This window comes from Pseudomonas sp. FW305-28 (assembly GCF_017351395.1).
GTDB lineage: Bacteria > Pseudomonadota > Gammaproteobacteria > Pseudomonadales > Pseudomonadaceae > Aquipseudomonas > Aquipseudomonas fluorescens_AA.
This window is the reverse complement of record NZ_JACNDD010000165.1, coordinates 1-13,897: the sequence shown is the minus strand read 5'-3', so window position 1 is coordinate 13,897 and position 13,897 is coordinate 1. Positions and strand designations below refer to the sequence as shown.

Annotated in this window: 16 protein-coding genes and 1 pseudogene; 7 read left to right on the top strand and 10 right to left on the bottom strand. The window is 60.2% G+C overall.

The genetic code is table 11. From position 1 onward, the window contains the following. Nucleotides 1–38 precede the first annotated feature (38 nt). Nucleotides 39–1,064, top strand: coding sequence for a 23S rRNA (adenine(1618)-N(6))-methyltransferase RlmF (gene rlmF / locus J4E53_RS26395; RefSeq protein ID WP_103310278.1), 1,026 nt, complete (start codon nt 39–41; stop codon nt 1,062–1,064). Between the two features lie 191 nt (nt 1,065–1,255). On the opposite strand, the gene J4E53_RS26390 is transcribed toward rlmF, so the two are convergent. Then, nucleotides 1,256–1,537, bottom strand: coding sequence for an HU family DNA-binding protein (locus J4E53_RS26390; RefSeq protein ID WP_007905514.1), 282 nt, complete (start codon nt 1,535–1,537; stop codon nt 1,256–1,258). Between the two features lie 395 nt (nt 1,538–1,932). Between J4E53_RS26390 and yejK the strand changes: the two genes are divergently transcribed. Then, the gene (gene yejK / locus J4E53_RS26385; RefSeq protein WP_014340016.1) at nt 1,933–2,937 is read left to right on the top strand and encodes a nucleoid-associated protein YejK; all 1,005 of its coding nucleotides are present in this window, start codon (nt 1,933–1,935) and stop codon (nt 2,935–2,937) included. After that, the gene (locus J4E53_RS26380; protein WP_060740801.1) at nt 2,937–3,293 is read left to right on the top strand and encodes a glutaredoxin family protein; all 357 of its coding nucleotides are present in this window, start codon (nt 2,937–2,939) and stop codon (nt 3,291–3,293) included. Before yejK ends, J4E53_RS26380 begins: the two co-directional genes overlap by 1 nt. Before the next feature lie 121 nt (nt 3,294–3,414). Here J4E53_RS26380 and J4E53_RS26375 read toward each other — a convergent pair whose 3' ends face one another. From J4E53_RS26375 to J4E53_RS26355, 5 genes are all read right to left on the bottom strand, one after another. Further along, entirely contained in the window at nt 3,415–4,350 is a 936-nt protein-coding gene (locus tag J4E53_RS26375) for a glutathione S-transferase family protein (protein WP_103310277.1), read from the bottom strand. A gap of 79 nt (nt 4,351–4,429) precedes the next feature. After that, nucleotides 4,430–4,753 (bottom strand): GIY-YIG nuclease family protein, encoded by a 324-nt coding sequence (locus J4E53_RS26370; RefSeq protein WP_060740799.1) that lies wholly within the window; start codon nt 4,751–4,753, stop codon nt 4,430–4,432. A 40-nt stretch (nt 4,754–4,793) separates the two neighbouring features. After that, on the bottom strand, nt 4,794–5,264 hold the full coding sequence (locus tag J4E53_RS26365) for a nuclear transport factor 2 family protein (RefSeq protein WP_060740798.1): 471 nt from the start codon (nt 5,262–5,264) through the stop codon (nt 4,794–4,796). Between the two features lie 87 nt (nt 5,265–5,351). Further along, nucleotides 5,352–6,680: a CynX/NimT family MFS transporter gene (locus J4E53_RS26360; RefSeq protein WP_060740797.1), complete on the bottom strand. Its 1,329-nt coding sequence runs from the start codon at nt 6,678–6,680 to the stop codon at nt 5,352–5,354. Beyond that, nucleotides 6,670–7,329: a FadR/GntR family transcriptional regulator gene (locus J4E53_RS26355; RefSeq protein WP_060740796.1), complete on the bottom strand. Its 660-nt coding sequence runs from the start codon at nt 7,327–7,329 to the stop codon at nt 6,670–6,672. The genes J4E53_RS26360 and J4E53_RS26355 overlap by 11 nt, the downstream gene beginning before the upstream one ends. A gap of 164 nt (nt 7,330–7,493) precedes the next feature. On the opposite strand from J4E53_RS26355, the gene J4E53_RS26350 reads away from it, so the two are divergent. Together J4E53_RS26350 and J4E53_RS26345 are read left to right on the top strand one after the other, a co-directional pair. Beyond that, on the top strand, nt 7,494–7,805 hold the full coding sequence (locus tag J4E53_RS26350; protein WP_053213349.1) for a type II toxin-antitoxin system MqsR family toxin: 312 nt from the start codon (nt 7,494–7,496) through the stop codon (nt 7,803–7,805). Then, entirely contained in the window at nt 7,802–8,284 is a 483-nt protein-coding gene (locus J4E53_RS26345) for a type II toxin-antitoxin system MqsA family antitoxin (protein ID WP_060740795.1), read from the top strand. The genes J4E53_RS26350 and J4E53_RS26345 overlap by 4 nt, the downstream gene beginning before the upstream one ends. 62 nt (nt 8,285–8,346) lie before the next feature. On the opposite strand, the gene J4E53_RS26340 is transcribed toward J4E53_RS26345, so the two are convergent. The 4 genes from J4E53_RS26340 to J4E53_RS26325 form a co-directional block, all read right to left on the bottom strand. After that, the gene (locus J4E53_RS26340) at nt 8,347–9,111 is read right to left on the bottom strand and encodes an amino acid ABC transporter ATP-binding protein (protein WP_003205299.1); all 765 of its coding nucleotides are present in this window, start codon (nt 9,109–9,111) and stop codon (nt 8,347–8,349) included. Between the two features lie 11 nt (nt 9,112–9,122). Beyond that, the gene (locus tag J4E53_RS26335) at nt 9,123–10,220 is read right to left on the bottom strand and encodes an amino acid ABC transporter permease (RefSeq protein WP_060740794.1); all 1,098 of its coding nucleotides are present in this window, start codon (nt 10,218–10,220) and stop codon (nt 9,123–9,125) included. Nucleotides 10,221–10,230: 10 nt separating this feature from the next. After that, nucleotides 10,231–11,412, bottom strand: coding sequence for an amino acid ABC transporter permease (locus J4E53_RS26330; RefSeq protein ID WP_060740793.1), 1,182 nt, complete (start codon nt 11,410–11,412; stop codon nt 10,231–10,233). Between the two features lie 65 nt (nt 11,413–11,477). Continuing rightward, nucleotides 11,478–12,509 carry an amino acid ABC transporter substrate-binding protein gene (locus J4E53_RS26325; RefSeq protein WP_060740792.1) on the bottom strand — a complete coding sequence of 344 codons (1,032 nt, stop codon included), beginning with the start codon at nt 12,507–12,509 and terminating at the stop codon, nt 11,478–11,480. A 472-nt stretch (nt 12,510–12,981) separates the two neighbouring features. On the opposite strand from J4E53_RS26325, the gene J4E53_RS26320 reads away from it, so the two are divergent. Together J4E53_RS26320 and J4E53_RS26315 are read left to right on the top strand one after the other, a co-directional pair. Continuing rightward, complete coding sequence (locus tag J4E53_RS26320) at nt 12,982–13,638, top strand: alpha/beta hydrolase (protein WP_103310275.1); 657 nt, start codon at nt 12,982–12,984, stop codon at nt 13,636–13,638. Between the two features lie 98 nt (nt 13,639–13,736). Next, nucleotides 13,737–13,897: pseudogene (locus J4E53_RS26315) on the top strand (ATP-dependent RNA helicase RhlB); the annotation flags it as partial.

Here is a 13,897-nt window from a genome sequence, read left to right as displayed (position 1 = left end):
ACCCGCCACTTTTTGAGCCACCCCGAATCGACCCGCCCATGACTGCCCCTCGCGCCCCAAAACCTGTCCGCCAGAAGCCCAAGCCCGCCATCGAGGCCAAACCTGTGGTGCCGCGGGAGAAGGCCAGCCTCCACCCGCGCAACCGCCACCAGGGCCGCTACGACTTCCCGGCGTTGATCAAGTCCACGCCAGAGCTGGCCAAGTTCGTGATCATCAACCCCTACGGCAAGGAAAGCATCGACTTCGCCAGCCCCGAAGCCGTGCGGGTGTTCAATCGGGCGCTGCTCAAATCCTTTTACGGCATCGCCCACTGGGATATCCCGGCCGACTATCTGTGCCCGCCGGTGCCTGGTCGCGCGGACTATGTGCACTTCCTCGCCGATCTGCTCGCCAGTCATAACGACGGCGAAATTCCTCGGGGAGCGGCGGTGAAGGTGCTGGACATCGGCACCGGCGCCAACTGCGTCTATCCGTTGATCGGCTACAGCGACTACCGCTGGCACTTCCTGGGCTCGGAGATCGACCCGACCGCCATTGCCTCGGCCAAGGCCATCGTCCAATCCAACGGCTTGAGCAAGGCCATCCAGTTGCGCCAGCAAGCCAACCGCAAGCAGATCCTCCTGGGTCTGCTGGAGGATGGCGAACGGTTCGACCTGACGATGTGCAACCCACCGTTCCATGCGTCCCTGGAAGAAGCCACCAAGGGTAGCCAGCGCAAGTGGCGTGCGTTGGGCAAGGCCGATCCGAAACGCAAGCTGCCGGTGCTGAATTTTGGCGGCCAGGCTGCGGAGTTGTGGTGCGAGGGTGGGGAAGCCCGGTTCGTCACGCAATTGATCAGCGAAAGCGCACAACTGGCCAACCAAGTGCTGTGGTTCAGCACCCTGGTGTCGAAGGCGTCGAACCTGCCGGCGATTCAGGCCGCGCTGAAAAAGGCCGGGGCGCTGCACAGCCACGTGGTGGAGATGTCCCAGGGCCAGAAGCAGAGTCGTTTCGTGGCCTGGACCTTCCAGACCGAGGTGCAGCAACAGGCCTGGCGCCAGGCGCGCTGGGTTCGCAAAGATTAGAAGGACATTGCGCTAGCGTAGGAGCTGCCGAGCGAAGCGAGGCTGCGATCTTTTGATCTTTCGCTTGAAATTTAACAGCCAGGGGAAAGATCGCAGCCTCGCTCCGCTCGACAGCTCCTACGGGCGGTTTCCCAAGGCAATAAAAAACCGTGCCCGGATCGCTCCGAGGCACGGTTTTTTTTACAGCGATCTTACTTGTTGACCGCGTCGGTCAGGCCTTTGGCCACAACCAGCTTGATCACTTTCTTGGCAGCGATTTCGATGGCAGCGCCAGTCGAAGGGTTACGGCCGGTACGGGCAGGACGCTCGGTGACTTTCAGCTTGCCGATACCTGGCAGAGTGATTTCGCCGCCGTTTTCCAGCTGATCGGCAACGATTTGGCCCAGTTGGTCCAAAGCGTTACGCGCGGTGGTTTTTGGCGCGTCGATAGCTTCAGCGATGTCAGCGATCAGTTGGTCTTTAGTAAGAGCCATGTAGTGTTCCTTCCCTATCAAATTCATATGGATTGCAGAGTGCAGTGTCAGCCATCGAGCCCGATCTCTCTGGATCAGGCACCCTCGGCAATCACCACGACGGATCGGGGTAATAGATGCCGAAAACCGGGTTTGGTTCGACCTGACAGATGCTGAATGCACGCTTAACGCAGTGACTTCGCGTAAGACCGGGCAAAACTAGCACAACGCCTCTGAAATATCCGCCTCTAGCTACCCATTTGGTCAGCTTTCTTGCGCTAAAACGTTAAAAAAATGCATATAGGCAGTCGGACGGGCCTGAAAGGGCCTTTGCCGGGTTCCAAAACCAGTGATTGCGGTACACTGGGCCTTTTTCGGGGAGCACGCCCTCCTCTCTTTCATCAGCCGAGAAATCCATGCCGATCCGTCATTGCATCGTCCACCTGATCGACAAAAAACCCGACGGCACCCCTGCGGTGCTCCATGCCCGCGACTCCGAACTGGCAGAGTCCACGGCCATCGAGAACATGCTCGCCGACCTCAACGAAAGCTATAACGCCAAGCAAGGCAAGGCCTGGGGGTTTTTCCATGCCGAGTCCGGGGCACATCCGTTCAGCGGCTGGCTGAAGGAGTACCTGGATGGCGGGAAGGATTTCACCGCGTTCAGTCGAGTGGCGGTGGAACACCTGCAAAAACTGATGGAAGAGTCCAACCTGTCGGTGGGCGGCCACGTGTTGTTCGCGCATTACCAGCAGGGCATGACCGACTACCTGGCCATCGCCCTGCTGCACCACAGCGAAGGCGTGGCGGTGACCGATGAACTGGACGTGACCCCATCCCGCCACCTGGACCTGGGCCAGTTGCACCTGGCGGCGCGGATCAACGTGTCGGAATGGCAGAACAACAAACAATCGAAACAGTACATTTCGTTTATCAAGGGCAAGAACGGCAAGAAGGTCTCGGAGTACTTCCGCGACTTCATCGGCTGCCAGGAAGGCGTCGACGGCCCCGGCGAGACCCGGACCCTGCTCAAGGCCTTCAGCGACTTCGTCGAAAGCGAAGACTTGCCGGAAGACGATGCCCGGGAAAAAACCAAGACCCTGGTGGACTACGCCAGCAGTCAGGCCAAGCTCGGCGAGCCCATGGGCCTGGAAGAACTGTCCGAGTTGATCGACGAAGATCGCCCGAAAGCCTTCTACGACCACATCCGCAACAAGGACTACGGGTTGTCGCCGGAAATCCCGGCGGATAAACGAACCCTCAACCAGTTCCGCCGCTTCACCGGTCGCGCCGAAGGCTTGTCCATCAGCTTCGAAGCGCACTTGCTGGGCTCCAAGATCGAGTATGACGAGGAAGCCGGTACGTTGATCATCAAGGGATTGCCGACCTCGCTGACCGACCAGCTCAAGCGGCGTAATTGATGCTCGGTAGGGTGCTGAAGAAGTTTCTGCTGATTCTGCTGGTAGTGGTGGCGTACCAGAACTGGGGCAAGATCGAGCGGGTGTTCAACCCATCACAGATGGTTTCCGAGCAGGTCCGAACCCATGCTCGGGTCGTGCTGTATGCCACTGACTGGTGCGGCTACTGCAAGGCCACACGACGGTTCCTGGATGAAAAAGGCGTGCCGTTTCGCGAGTTCGATATCGAGAAGGACACCGAGGCGCGCAAGGCCTACGAGGCGTTGGGTGGCCGGGGGATTCCGATCCTTGATGTGAATGGCACGTTGATTCGTGGGTACGAGCCGGAGAATATTCTCAAGGCGTTGTCTGCCATCTAGTCATCGTGGCAAATCCCCTGTGGGAGCGAGCTTGCTCGCGATAGCGATGGGTCAGCTTGCATCAATGTCGGATGTGTCGCCGCCATCGCGAGCAAGCTCGCTCCCACAGGTCGTTCGTCGCTCAGCGAGCCTCGATCCGAAACCCGAACCGCGGAAAGTGCACATGCACCACCCCGCCACGCTCATCTTCGCGACGCAGAATCAATTCTTCGCTGCCCGCAAACAATAACTCCCCGACTACCGGATCAACGCCATAGTCCGTCGCGGCGATGGTCACCTGCTGCCCTGCCGTGAAGCCGTTCGGCTCTTCGAACGACTCATCCGGCAGCGCTGCCGGTGTCGCGTTGCGGGCAACGTCCAAGGCTTCTTCGGCACTTATCTGGCTCGACGCGCCATGGCCGAAACCCAGCACCCGTGCCAACCATGCCGAAACAGCCGGATACGCGTCCACCAGCGGCGAGGTCACCGGGGTGGCCTTGAGGAACCACAGCGGATGGGCCATGGCGAAGTCGGCAATCGACGGTTCACCCAACAGGAAATCGCCCTCCTCGCGCTGCAACTGCTGCTCCAGGCGCGCCATGATCGTCGGCCACTGGTGCTTGGCCTGATCGGCAGGCAAGCGCGTGGTCGTGCCGCCACTGAACAGCCCGGCGCGGTCGCTGATGAACGCCTTGATGGCTTCAGGCGATAGCTTGGCGAAACGCACCGCCACCGACTCAGGCTGGAACACCAGGCTCACCGCGTGCTGAAACACCACCGAATCGGCCCAGGCGGCAAAGGACGCAGCCAGCATTTCCCGGCCTTCGGGGAACAGGGCCGGCGAGGCTTTTTCCTGCTCCAGCCGACGGGCGATCAGGGACGTATCGCAATAGATGTCCGCGCCGATCTGCAATACCGGCGTCTTGCGATAGCCGCCCGTCAGCGCCGTCAGGTCAGGCTTGGGCATCATTGGCGGAATGCTCGCCGAACGCCAGGACAGGCCCTTGAAGCCCAGCAACAGCCGGGCTTTTTCCGCGAAAGGAGACGTTGGGTAATGATGAAGAATCAGCTCTGACATGAGACTCGCCACTGCAGGAATGAAGTCTTGCAGCTTAGCGCGACTGACCGGGCCAGCCTACCGGCCTGATAAAGGCCTATCAGCCAGGCTGATGAAGCGACAGCGCACTGGCCACCAGGCATTCCTTGGCGCTTTTCTTGAGCTTTTTGATCAGTCGCTCCTGGCGCAGGGCCTCGCCCTTGTCACGACAGGCCTCGGTATACACCAGGGCCACTGCCGGGCTGGACAGGAAAAAGCGCGCGCCCTTGCCGCTTTGATGCTTGGCGAAACGCCGCACCGGATCATCACTGATGCCGCAGTACAGCGAACCATTGGCGGCCCGTACCAAGTAGACGAACCAGGGTTTGTCCGCTTCGGCGGGGCCTTGCGCAGGCAGATCGGGAGAGAGGTCGGCGGTCGTCACAAGATGGTCAACAGGTGGGCAAAGACAAGCCGCAATCTTATCAGCGACTGCCCTGGAACGCCCGCAACCCCTTCAGCGCCTGGGCCCTGACGGCGTTGCGCACCAACGGCGTCCACCCCAGCAGCAGGCCCTTGGTGCCCAACGCCTGGCGGGACCAGCGCCACAGATCGAAGCTGTCATGGTGCTCGCAGATCTTGCCATCGCGAAACACGAAGCGCGCCTGGATGTCGTTGATCACGATGTTGCCGGTCTGGCTGAACAGGTACGTCGCCACCCAGTGAGCACCGCCGGTACGCTCGTCGCTGCGCACGTTATCGAAGGTCAGGGAAAAGTCCTTGGCCCGGGTCGTCAACATGCGCCACATGTCGCCGGCATCGCGCCCGCGCAGCTCGCCAAACGCCGGATCGCTGAACAGCACGTCGTCGGTGTAGCAGGCGCTCATGGCGTCGGCGTCCAGGCGCTGGAAGGCCTGATAAAAACGGGTGATCAAGGCGTTGTGGGCATCACTCATGGACCGGCTCCGAAAAACGTTTCAGTAGGCCTGCACGATAATCTGCCAACGCGGGGAAAACTATCGTCATTCGCCATGAAAATGATATCAACGAAGGTCGGTGACTCTTTCGCTCTCGACCCCGACGTACAGCGCCCGGCCTGCGCCGATGCCCGCGATGATCGCCCCCAGGCCAACCAGGCCGAAGATCCAGCCGAGGGCATTCCAGCCCCCGGTCAAGTCATGGACCACCCCCACGGCGAAGGGCCCCAGCGACGCCAGCGTATAGCCGAAGCCCTGGGCCATGCTGGACAGGTTGGCGGCCACATGGGCATCCCGGGAACGCAACACGATCAGCGTGAGCGCCAGGCTGAACGTCGCGCCCTGCCCCAAGCCCAGCAATATCGCCCAGCCCCACAAGCCATCGATAGGGGCATAGAGGCAACCAAACAGCCCGCCCAAGGTCATGAGCATGACGATCACAATGGCCAGGCGCTGGTCCTTGCCACGCGTTGCCAGCCAGGGCGCCGCGAGGGAACTGATCAATTGCACGATGACCGAGCCGGACAGCACGAGCCCGGCCTGGGTCGGGGTCAGGCCACGTCCAATCAGGATCGAGGGCAGCCAGCCAAAGACGATATAGGCCAGGGACGATTGCAGCCCCATGTACAAGGTCACTTGCCAGGCCAGGGGATCACGCAGCAAGCCGCGGACCCGGTACGCCACCTGATGGGCGCCGTGTTTCTCGCCCACTTGCGGCAACCAGAACACCGCGGCCAACAGCGCCGGGACCACCCAGAACCCCAGGCCCAAGGCCCAGTTGTGGCCAAGGTGTTCGCTCAACGGCACTGTCGCCCCGGCCGCCAGCGCCGCGCCCAGGCACAGCGCCATGGTGTAGACACCGGTCATGGCGCCGGCCTGCTTGGCGAAGTCGCGCTTGACGATGCCCGGCAGCAGCACGCCGATCACACCGATGCTCGCACCGGCCAGGATACTGCCGGCGAACAGCCCAACCTGACCGAACGCACTGCGCAGGACAATCCCGCCCGCCAGTGTCAGCAAGATCCCCAGCACCACACGCTCGGCCCCGAAGCGCCGCGCCAGCACCGGCGCCAGCGGCGCGAACAGGCCCAGGCAAAGCACTGGCAACGTAGTCAGCAAACCGGCCTGGGCAGCCGACAGGCCAAGGCTTCTTGACACTTCGCTGAGCAGCGGCGCCATGCTCGACAACGCCGGGCGCAAGTTCAGCGCCACCAGGATCAGCCCGAGCAGCAACAGCCAGGGCCGGCGCACCAGAGGATGGCGTTGCTGGGCCTGTTCATCGTCAGCCTCGGCATCGATCAACAGTTCTTCGAGTTCGGCGGCACGTTTGCACGCCGTCGAGGTGGCAGGGTCAAGCAGATCGCGGGACATGGAAAGCTCGGGTTCAGGGTTCATTGATCAACTGCCGGCACAGGGCCTTGGCCTGCTCCGCGTCTTGGCGTTCGACCGCTTCGAGAATGTCGACGTGCAGGTCGAACACATGCTGATGGCGCGGCACGATATTGAGGCTGTGGCGCAACTGCGCGCCGATCACGCTGGAAAAGTAACGATAAAGCTCGCTGAGCGTTGGATTGTGCGCGGCATCCACCAGCAGGCGGTGGAACACCAGGTCGCAGGTGATGTAATGCTCCAGGTCGCCGTGGTAATGCTCGCCACTGGCCTGGAGCGCCTTGCGCAAGGCCAGCAAGTCTTCCTCGGTGCGCCGCAGCGCGGCCAGGCCAATGGCCTCGACTTCGAGGATATGCCGGGTTTCCCGGGCCTGGTCCAGCGAACAGCGCGACAGCACCTTGAGGGTATCGAGCGGGTCCACCGTCGCCCGTACATAACTGCCGTCGCCCTGGCGGATCTCGATCAGCCCGGAAAACGCCAGCACGCGCATGGCTTCGCGCACGGTATTGCGGCTGATACCCAGCTCGGCCACCAACTCGGGCTCGGTGGGCAAACGCTGGCCCACGACCCACACGCCATCACTGATGCGCTGGCGCAGTTGGTCCAGGGCTTGATCGACCAAGGACCGCTTAATTAATGGAGAAATGTCTGACATGGAGCTCACCCTTTCATCCAATCATAGGATGAATTTTCTGACATGTTAGTCAGCTTCGCGTAGGACGGCAACCGCCTAGGGTCAACGGGAGGTAAAGAAACGATATTTTCGATTAGTCAAAATTACCCTTTGAGGGTAATTTTAAGGACAAGGCACGCCGTTCTATGGAAAAGAACACACCCCACTACGCCTTGGCGGCGATACAGGCAGATGTCAGGCGGCTTAAAGGGAAAGCTTTCACCAGCACTGCGAAGAACACTGCTCGGACGCTCGGTTTAAACGTCTCGGACATGCAGCAGGTCATCCATGGGCTTGAGCGAAAACAGTTCTACAAATCGATGACCACCTATGACGATCATCGAGTCTGGCATGACGTCTACCACGCCAATTCACACGGTCTGCAGATTTACCTGAAGGTGACGTACCGCCCCAGCGGAGGCCCACCGGTCATTTCCTTCAAGGAGAAAAACTCATGAAACACCAGCAATGCTTCAGCTGTGGTGCCCCGGAAGGCATGTTGCATTTCGAAGGTCGCGGCGAAACCATGAGCGTCAAGGGACTGGAACGCCGGGTCGATGACTTGTCTGGCTGGGAATGTCAGATGTGCGGCGAAGTCGAGCTCGATTCAAGCTGCTCGGATCGCTACGACCACGCAGGTGATGAGCTGGTCAACGCGGCCAGGCGAATGATCGGCGAAGAGATCAAACGTGTCCGGCGCAAACTGCATCTATCGCAAAAGGAAGCGGTACTGCTGCTATCGGGCGGTGGACACAATGCGTTTTCCCGCTACGAGCGCGGCGAGGTAGTGCCACCCAAGGCGTTGATCTTGCTGATGCGCCTGCTTGATCGCTATCCGCATTTGCTTGCCGATGTCCATGCCTTCGCTGAAGACGCAGACTTGCGGCAATTCAAAACGACGGTGCACAAGGAACACGAGACCCTCACGGTTTCCTGAGCACCGATGCACAAAAATAAACCCGGAACACGTCCGGGTTTATTTCACTGCCTAAGACTGGATCAATGCAGAATCTGGCTCAGGAACAGCTTGGTGCGGTCGTTCTGCGGGTTGTCGAAGAAGTCGTTCGGCGCGGCCTGTTCGACGATTTCACCCTTGTCCATGAAGATCACGCGGTTGGCCACGGTGCGGGCGAAGCCCATTTCGTGGGTCACGCAGAGCATGGTCATGCCGTCTTCGGCCAGGCCGATCATGGTGTCCAGCACCTCTTTCACCATTTCCGGGTCGAGGGCCGAGGTCGGCTCGTCGAACAGCATGATTTTCGGTTTCATGCACAGGGCACGGGCGATAGCCACACGCTGTTGCTGACCGCCGGAGAGCTGGCCCGGATACTTGTTCGCCTGCTCTGGAATGCGCACGCGCTCCAGGTAATGCATGGCGATTTCCTCGGCCTTGCGCTTGGGCATCTTGCGTACCCACATCGGCGCCAGGGTGCAGTTCTGCAGGATGGTCAGGTGCGGGAACAGGTTGAAGTGCTGGAACACCATGCCGACTTCACGGCGGATCGCTTCGATCTGCTTGAGGTCGTTGGTCAGTTCCACGCCGTCGACCACAATGCGACCCTGCTGGTGCTCTTCCAGGCGGTTGAGGCAGCGGATGGTGGTGGACTTACCGGAGCCCGACGGGCCGCACAGCACGATACGCTCGCCCTGCTTGACGTTCAGGTTGATGTCTTTCAACACGTGGAACTGGCCGTACCACTTGTTGACGCCCTGCATCTGAATAATGCCTTCAGGGCTCACAGGCTGTTTGATCGCTTCACTCATAAACTACGCTCCTAACGCTTGTGGCCAGTGTCCAGCTTGCGTTCCAAATGCATGGAATAGCGGGACATACCAAAACAGAAAATCCAGAACACCAGGGCGGCGAACACATAGCCTTCAGTGGCCATGCCCAGCCATTTCGGGTCGGCGGCAGCTTGTTTCACGCTGTTGAGCAGGTCGAACAGGCCGATGATGATCACCAGGCTCGTGTCCTTGAACAACGCAATGAAGGTGTTGACGATACCCGGGATCACCAGCTTCAGGGCTTGCGGCAGAATCACCAGGCCCATGCTGCGCCAGTACCCCAGGCCCATCGCCGCGGCCGCTTCGTACTGGCCCTTGGGAATGGCTTGCAGGCCGCCGCGCACCACTTCGGCCACGTAGGCCGACTGGAACAGGATCACCCCGATCAGTGCTCGCAGCAGCTTGTCGAAGTTCATGCCTTCGGGCAGGAACAGCGGCAGCATCACCGACGACATGAACAGCACCGTGATCAACGGCACACCGCGCCAGAACTCGATGAAGGTCACGCAGACCACACGGATCGCCGGCATGTTCGAACGCCGGCCCAGGGCCAGGACGATGCCCAGCGGCAGTGCGCCGACGATACCGACGGTGGCGATCACCAACGTCAGCATCAGGCCGCCCCACTGGCTGGTCGCCACGGCATCCAGACCGAAAACGCCACCGTGCAGCAGGCACCAGGCAATGATCGGGTACAGTACCAGGAAGCTCAGGCCGTAGATCGCCTTGCGCGGGAAGCGCGAGATGAACAGCGGCGCCACGCCGAGCACTGCCGCCCACACGGTCAGGTCTACGCGCCAGCGCAGGTCCGCCGGGTAGTAGCCGTACATGAACTGGCCGAAGCGCTGCTGGATGAACACCCAGCAGGCGCCCTCCTTCGTGCAGTCGGCGCGAGTGGTACCGACCCAGTTGGCATCGAGGATTGCCCATTGCAGCAGCGGCGGTACGATCAGGTAGATCAGGTAGAACGCGAACAACGTCAGCAGCGTGTTGAGCCAGCTGGAGAACATGTTGGCGCGCATCCACGCCACCACGCCGATGCTACTGCTCGGCGGGGGCATGTCAGGTTTGAAAGTATGAGTCGTCATGCGCGTTTCCTCACCGCTCGATCAGCGCAATGCGCTTGTTGTACCAGTTCATCAGCAAGGAAATGCTGATACTGATCGCCAGGTACACACTCATGGTGATCGCGATCACCTCGATGGCCTGGCCGGTCTGGTTCAACACCGTGCCGGCAAACAACGACACCATTTCCGGGTAGCCGATACCGGCAGCCAGGGAGGAGTTTTTCGCCAGGTTCAGGTATTGGCTGGTCAACGGTGGAATGATCACGCGCAGGGCTTGCGGGATGATCACCTTGCGCAGGGTCGGACCGTTGCGCAGCCCCAGGGAGCGGGCCGCTTCGGTCTGGCCATGGCTCACCGACTTGATGCCCGAACGCACGATCTCGGCGATGAACGCCGCGGTGTAGACGGTCAAGGCGAGGGTCAAGGCCAGCAGTTCAGGAATCAGTACCCAACCACCGACGAAGTTGAAACCCTTGAGCTCCGGCATTTCCCAGTGCACCGGCGCACCAAAGAGCAGCGCGCTCAAGGCCGGGATCACCAGGAACAGCGCCAGGCCGACCCAGAATTTATGGAACGGTTCACCGGTCGCTTCGAAACGCTTGTTGGCCCAACGGGCCATGAGCACGATGGCGACAATCGCCAGCACGATGCTGATCACGAACGGCCAGAACCCTTCGGCCACCAGCGCGGCAGGCATGTTCAGGCCGCGGCTGCTGACAAAGAAGGTGTCGCCGAAGTTATGGGCGGCTCGCGGTCCCGGCATGCTCAGGAACACGGCAAAGTACCAGAACAGGATTTGCAGCAGTGGCGGGATGTTGCGGAAAACCTCCACATAGACGGTTGCCAGCTTGGCGATGATCCAGTTCTGCGACAACCGCGCCACGCCGACGATGAAGCCGAGGATGGTCGCCAGGATCACGCCGATGAACGTCACCAGCAGCGTGTTGAGCAACCCGATGACAAAGACGCGGGCATAGCTGTCCGCTTCGGTGTAGTCGATCAGGTGTTGGGCAATGCCGAAGCCGGCACTGCGTTCCAGGAAGCCGAAACCGGAAGTGATGCCCCGGTGCGCGAGGTTGGTCTGCGTGTTATCGAACAGAAACCAGCCCAGCGAAATAACCGCCACGATGGTGACGATCTGAAATACCCACGCACGCACTCGTGGATCGCTGAGGCTAAGCCTCTGCTTAGGTGCGCCGATTGAATTTTGCATGAAGTGCCCCGCAAAGAATGGAACAGAACATCACCCGGTGGTTGGCCCACCGGGTGATAGAACCATCAGCGCACTGGTGGTGCGTATTGAATGCCGCCAGCGTTCCACAGAGCGTTCAGGCCGCGGTCGATTTCCAGCGGAGTGCTCTTGCCGAGGTTGCGCTCGAACATTTCACCGTAGTTGCCGACTTGCTTGACGATCTGCACGACCCAGTCTTTCGGCAGTTTCAGATCTTTGCCGTATTCACCGTCAGCGCCGAGCATACGAGCCACGTCCGGGTTCTTGGTGGATTTGGCTTCGGCCTCGACGTTCTTCGAGGTCACGCCAGCTTCTTCAGCGTTGAGCAGTGCGTAGCCAGTCCAGCGCACGATGGCCAGCCACTCGTCGTCACCGTTACGCACGACCGGACCCAGGGGCTCCTTGGAAATGGTTTCCGGCAGAACCACGTAGTCCTTCGGCGAAGCCAGCTTGCTGCGCTGGGCGAACAGTTGGGACTTGTCGGAGGTCAGCACGTCGCAACGACCGGATTCCAGCGACTTGGCGCTTTCATCGGAGGTGTCGAAGGTGATCGGGGTGTACTTCAGGCCGTTGGCGCGGAAGTAGTCGGAAACGTTCAGCTCGGTGGTGGTACCGGCCTGGATGCAGATGGTTGCACCGTCCAGTTCCTTGGCGCTCTTGACGCCCAGCTTGTTGTTGGCCAGGAAGCCGATGCCATCGTAGTAGGTGATGAAGCCTGGGAATTTCAGGCCCATGCCCGCGTCACGGGAACTGGTCATGGTGGAGTTGCGCGAGAGCATGTCGATTTCGCCGGACTGCAGCGCGGTGAAGCGCTCCTTGGCGTTCAACTGGCTGAACTTGACCTTGGTCGCATCGCCGAATACCGCAGCGGCAACGGCACGGCAGAAGTCAGCGTCGATACCGACGATCTTGCCGGTCGAATCAGGCACCGAGAAACCCGGCAAGCCATCACTCACACCACATTGCACAAAACCTTTCTTCTGCACGGCATCCAGGGTTGCACCCGCCTGAGCGAACCCGCTGACACCGAGTACTGCTGCTGCAGTCACGACTGCCAGGGTGGATTTCAGTAACTTCATTCAAACCTCCAGTTTTGCTCTTGTTGTGTCGGAGCTCGAGTCCTGTCGCACCCTTTTGAGGCATTGCCGACCCTTGTTGGCTTTTTTTAGGGTCAACCGACGTCTGGACCTTCGCTATGAGTCTAATAATGAGGATGTCCGTAAACAGTGGTCATGCCCATCTCTCACCAATCGGCCGAACGGGCTGTAGCCCTTCACGTTCGCGAAGCCCGTAGCGGCTGCTGGCGAACATTCATCACCGGATTTCTGATATCCCATGCGGCGCGTCTAACTGATAGTGTTACCGCGCAGCGTAAGAATCATCACTCAGCAACCCCATAGCAAAGCCCGTACCAGACCGCTGCGCTTGGGCCATGTAAAACACGTCAAGACAAAAACTTTCAACTTTGCGACATCTAATTAACTGAGGCACCGGGAGCGCACTGTAATCACGCACTGATTGGGCGCACCCGCACAGATTTGGAGCACAACCATGACCGACCCCTTGATTCTCGAGCCCAGCGGCACTGTTGACGCGTGCGTTATCTGGCTCCACGGCCTGGGCGCCGATCGTTATGATTTCCTGCCAGTGGCCGAAATGCTGCAGCAAAAACTGCTCACCACACGTTTCGTTCTACCCCAGGCGCCAACCCAGCCAGTAACGATCAACGGCGGCTATGAGATGCCCAGTTGGTACGACATCCGCGCCTTGAGCCCGGCGCGGGCCATTGATGAACAGCAACTCGAAGCCTCGGCGCAACGGGTCATCGACCTGATCGAAACCCAGCGAGCCAGCGGAATAGACGCCTCGCGGATTTTCCTCGCCGGTTTTTCCCAAGGGGGCGCGGTGGTCTATCACACCGCCTTCGTGAAATGGCAGGGGCCACTGGGCGGCGTGATCGCACTGTCTACTTATGCACCGACGTTCAGCGATGAACTGCAATTGTCGGCCAGCCAGCAACGCATTCCGGTCCTGGCCCTGCACGGTCAATACGACGAAGTGGTACTCAACCCCATGGGCCGGACCGCAAAAGAGTATTTGAAGCAGCATGGTGTCACCGTGACATGGCAGGAATACCCAATGGGCCACGAAGTGTTACCCGAGGAGATTCATGACATCGGCACCTGGCTGGCCGAACGGTTGCGCTAAGAGGCCAATCGCCACGCCGGTCCTTTGACGATCCCACTACGCCGCGCCCGTTTCTTGCATTACACTGGCCGGCGTACATTCCTTAACCAATCGATGAGATGACCGTGCTCAAAGCACTCAAGAAGATGTTCGGTAAAAGCGAGGCCGAGCAACTCGCGCCTGGCTCCACTGCGCCGACCCACGGCCCGAGCCGTACCGATGCGCAACAACCGCGCCGGACGGCCCCCGTTGCACAGGCGAAAAAAGAACCCGTCGCCCA

Coding starts and splice junctions, on each gene's coding strand:
- J4E53_RS26365 (WP_060740798.1), bottom strand. CDS start 5,264: ATGAGTGATGCCCACAACGCCTTGATCACCCGTTTTTATCAGGCCTTC.
- J4E53_RS26355 (WP_060740796.1), bottom strand. CDS start 7,329: ATGTCAGACATTTCTCCATTAATTAAGCGGTCCTTGGTCGATCAAGCC.
- yejK (WP_014340016.1), top strand. CDS start 1,933: ATGCCGATCCGTCATTGCATCGTCCACCTGATCGACAAAAAACCCGAC.
- J4E53_RS26330 (WP_060740793.1), bottom strand. CDS start 11,412: ATGCAAAATTCAATCGGCGCACCTAAGCAGAGGCTTAGCCTCAGCGAT.
- J4E53_RS26390 (WP_007905514.1), bottom strand. CDS start 1,537: ATGGCTCTTACTAAAGACCAACTGATCGCTGACATCGCTGAAGCTATC.
- J4E53_RS26380 (WP_060740801.1), top strand. CDS start 2,937: ATGCTCGGTAGGGTGCTGAAGAAGTTTCTGCTGATTCTGCTGGTAGTG.
- J4E53_RS26360 (WP_060740797.1), bottom strand. CDS start 6,680: ATGAACCCTGAACCCGAGCTTTCCATGTCCCGCGATCTGCTTGACCCT.
- J4E53_RS26375 (WP_103310277.1), bottom strand. CDS start 4,350: ATGTCAGAGCTGATTCTTCATCATTACCCAACGTCTCCTTTCGCGGAA.
- J4E53_RS26350 (WP_053213349.1), top strand. CDS start 7,494: ATGGAAAAGAACACACCCCACTACGCCTTGGCGGCGATACAGGCAGAT.
- J4E53_RS26335 (WP_060740794.1), bottom strand. CDS start 10,220: ATGACGACTCATACTTTCAAACCTGACATGCCCCCGCCGAGCAGTAGC.
- J4E53_RS26320 (WP_103310275.1), top strand. CDS start 12,982: ATGACCGACCCCTTGATTCTCGAGCCCAGCGGCACTGTTGACGCGTGC.
- J4E53_RS26325 (WP_060740792.1), bottom strand. CDS start 12,509: ATGAAGTTACTGAAATCCACCCTGGCAGTCGTGACTGCAGCAGCAGTA.
- rlmF (WP_103310278.1), top strand. CDS start 39: ATGACTGCCCCTCGCGCCCCAAAACCTGTCCGCCAGAAGCCCAAGCCC.
- J4E53_RS26340 (WP_003205299.1), bottom strand. CDS start 9,111: ATGAGTGAAGCGATCAAACAGCCTGTGAGCCCTGAAGGCATTATTCAG.
- J4E53_RS26345 (WP_060740795.1), top strand. CDS start 7,802: ATGAAACACCAGCAATGCTTCAGCTGTGGTGCCCCGGAAGGCATGTTG.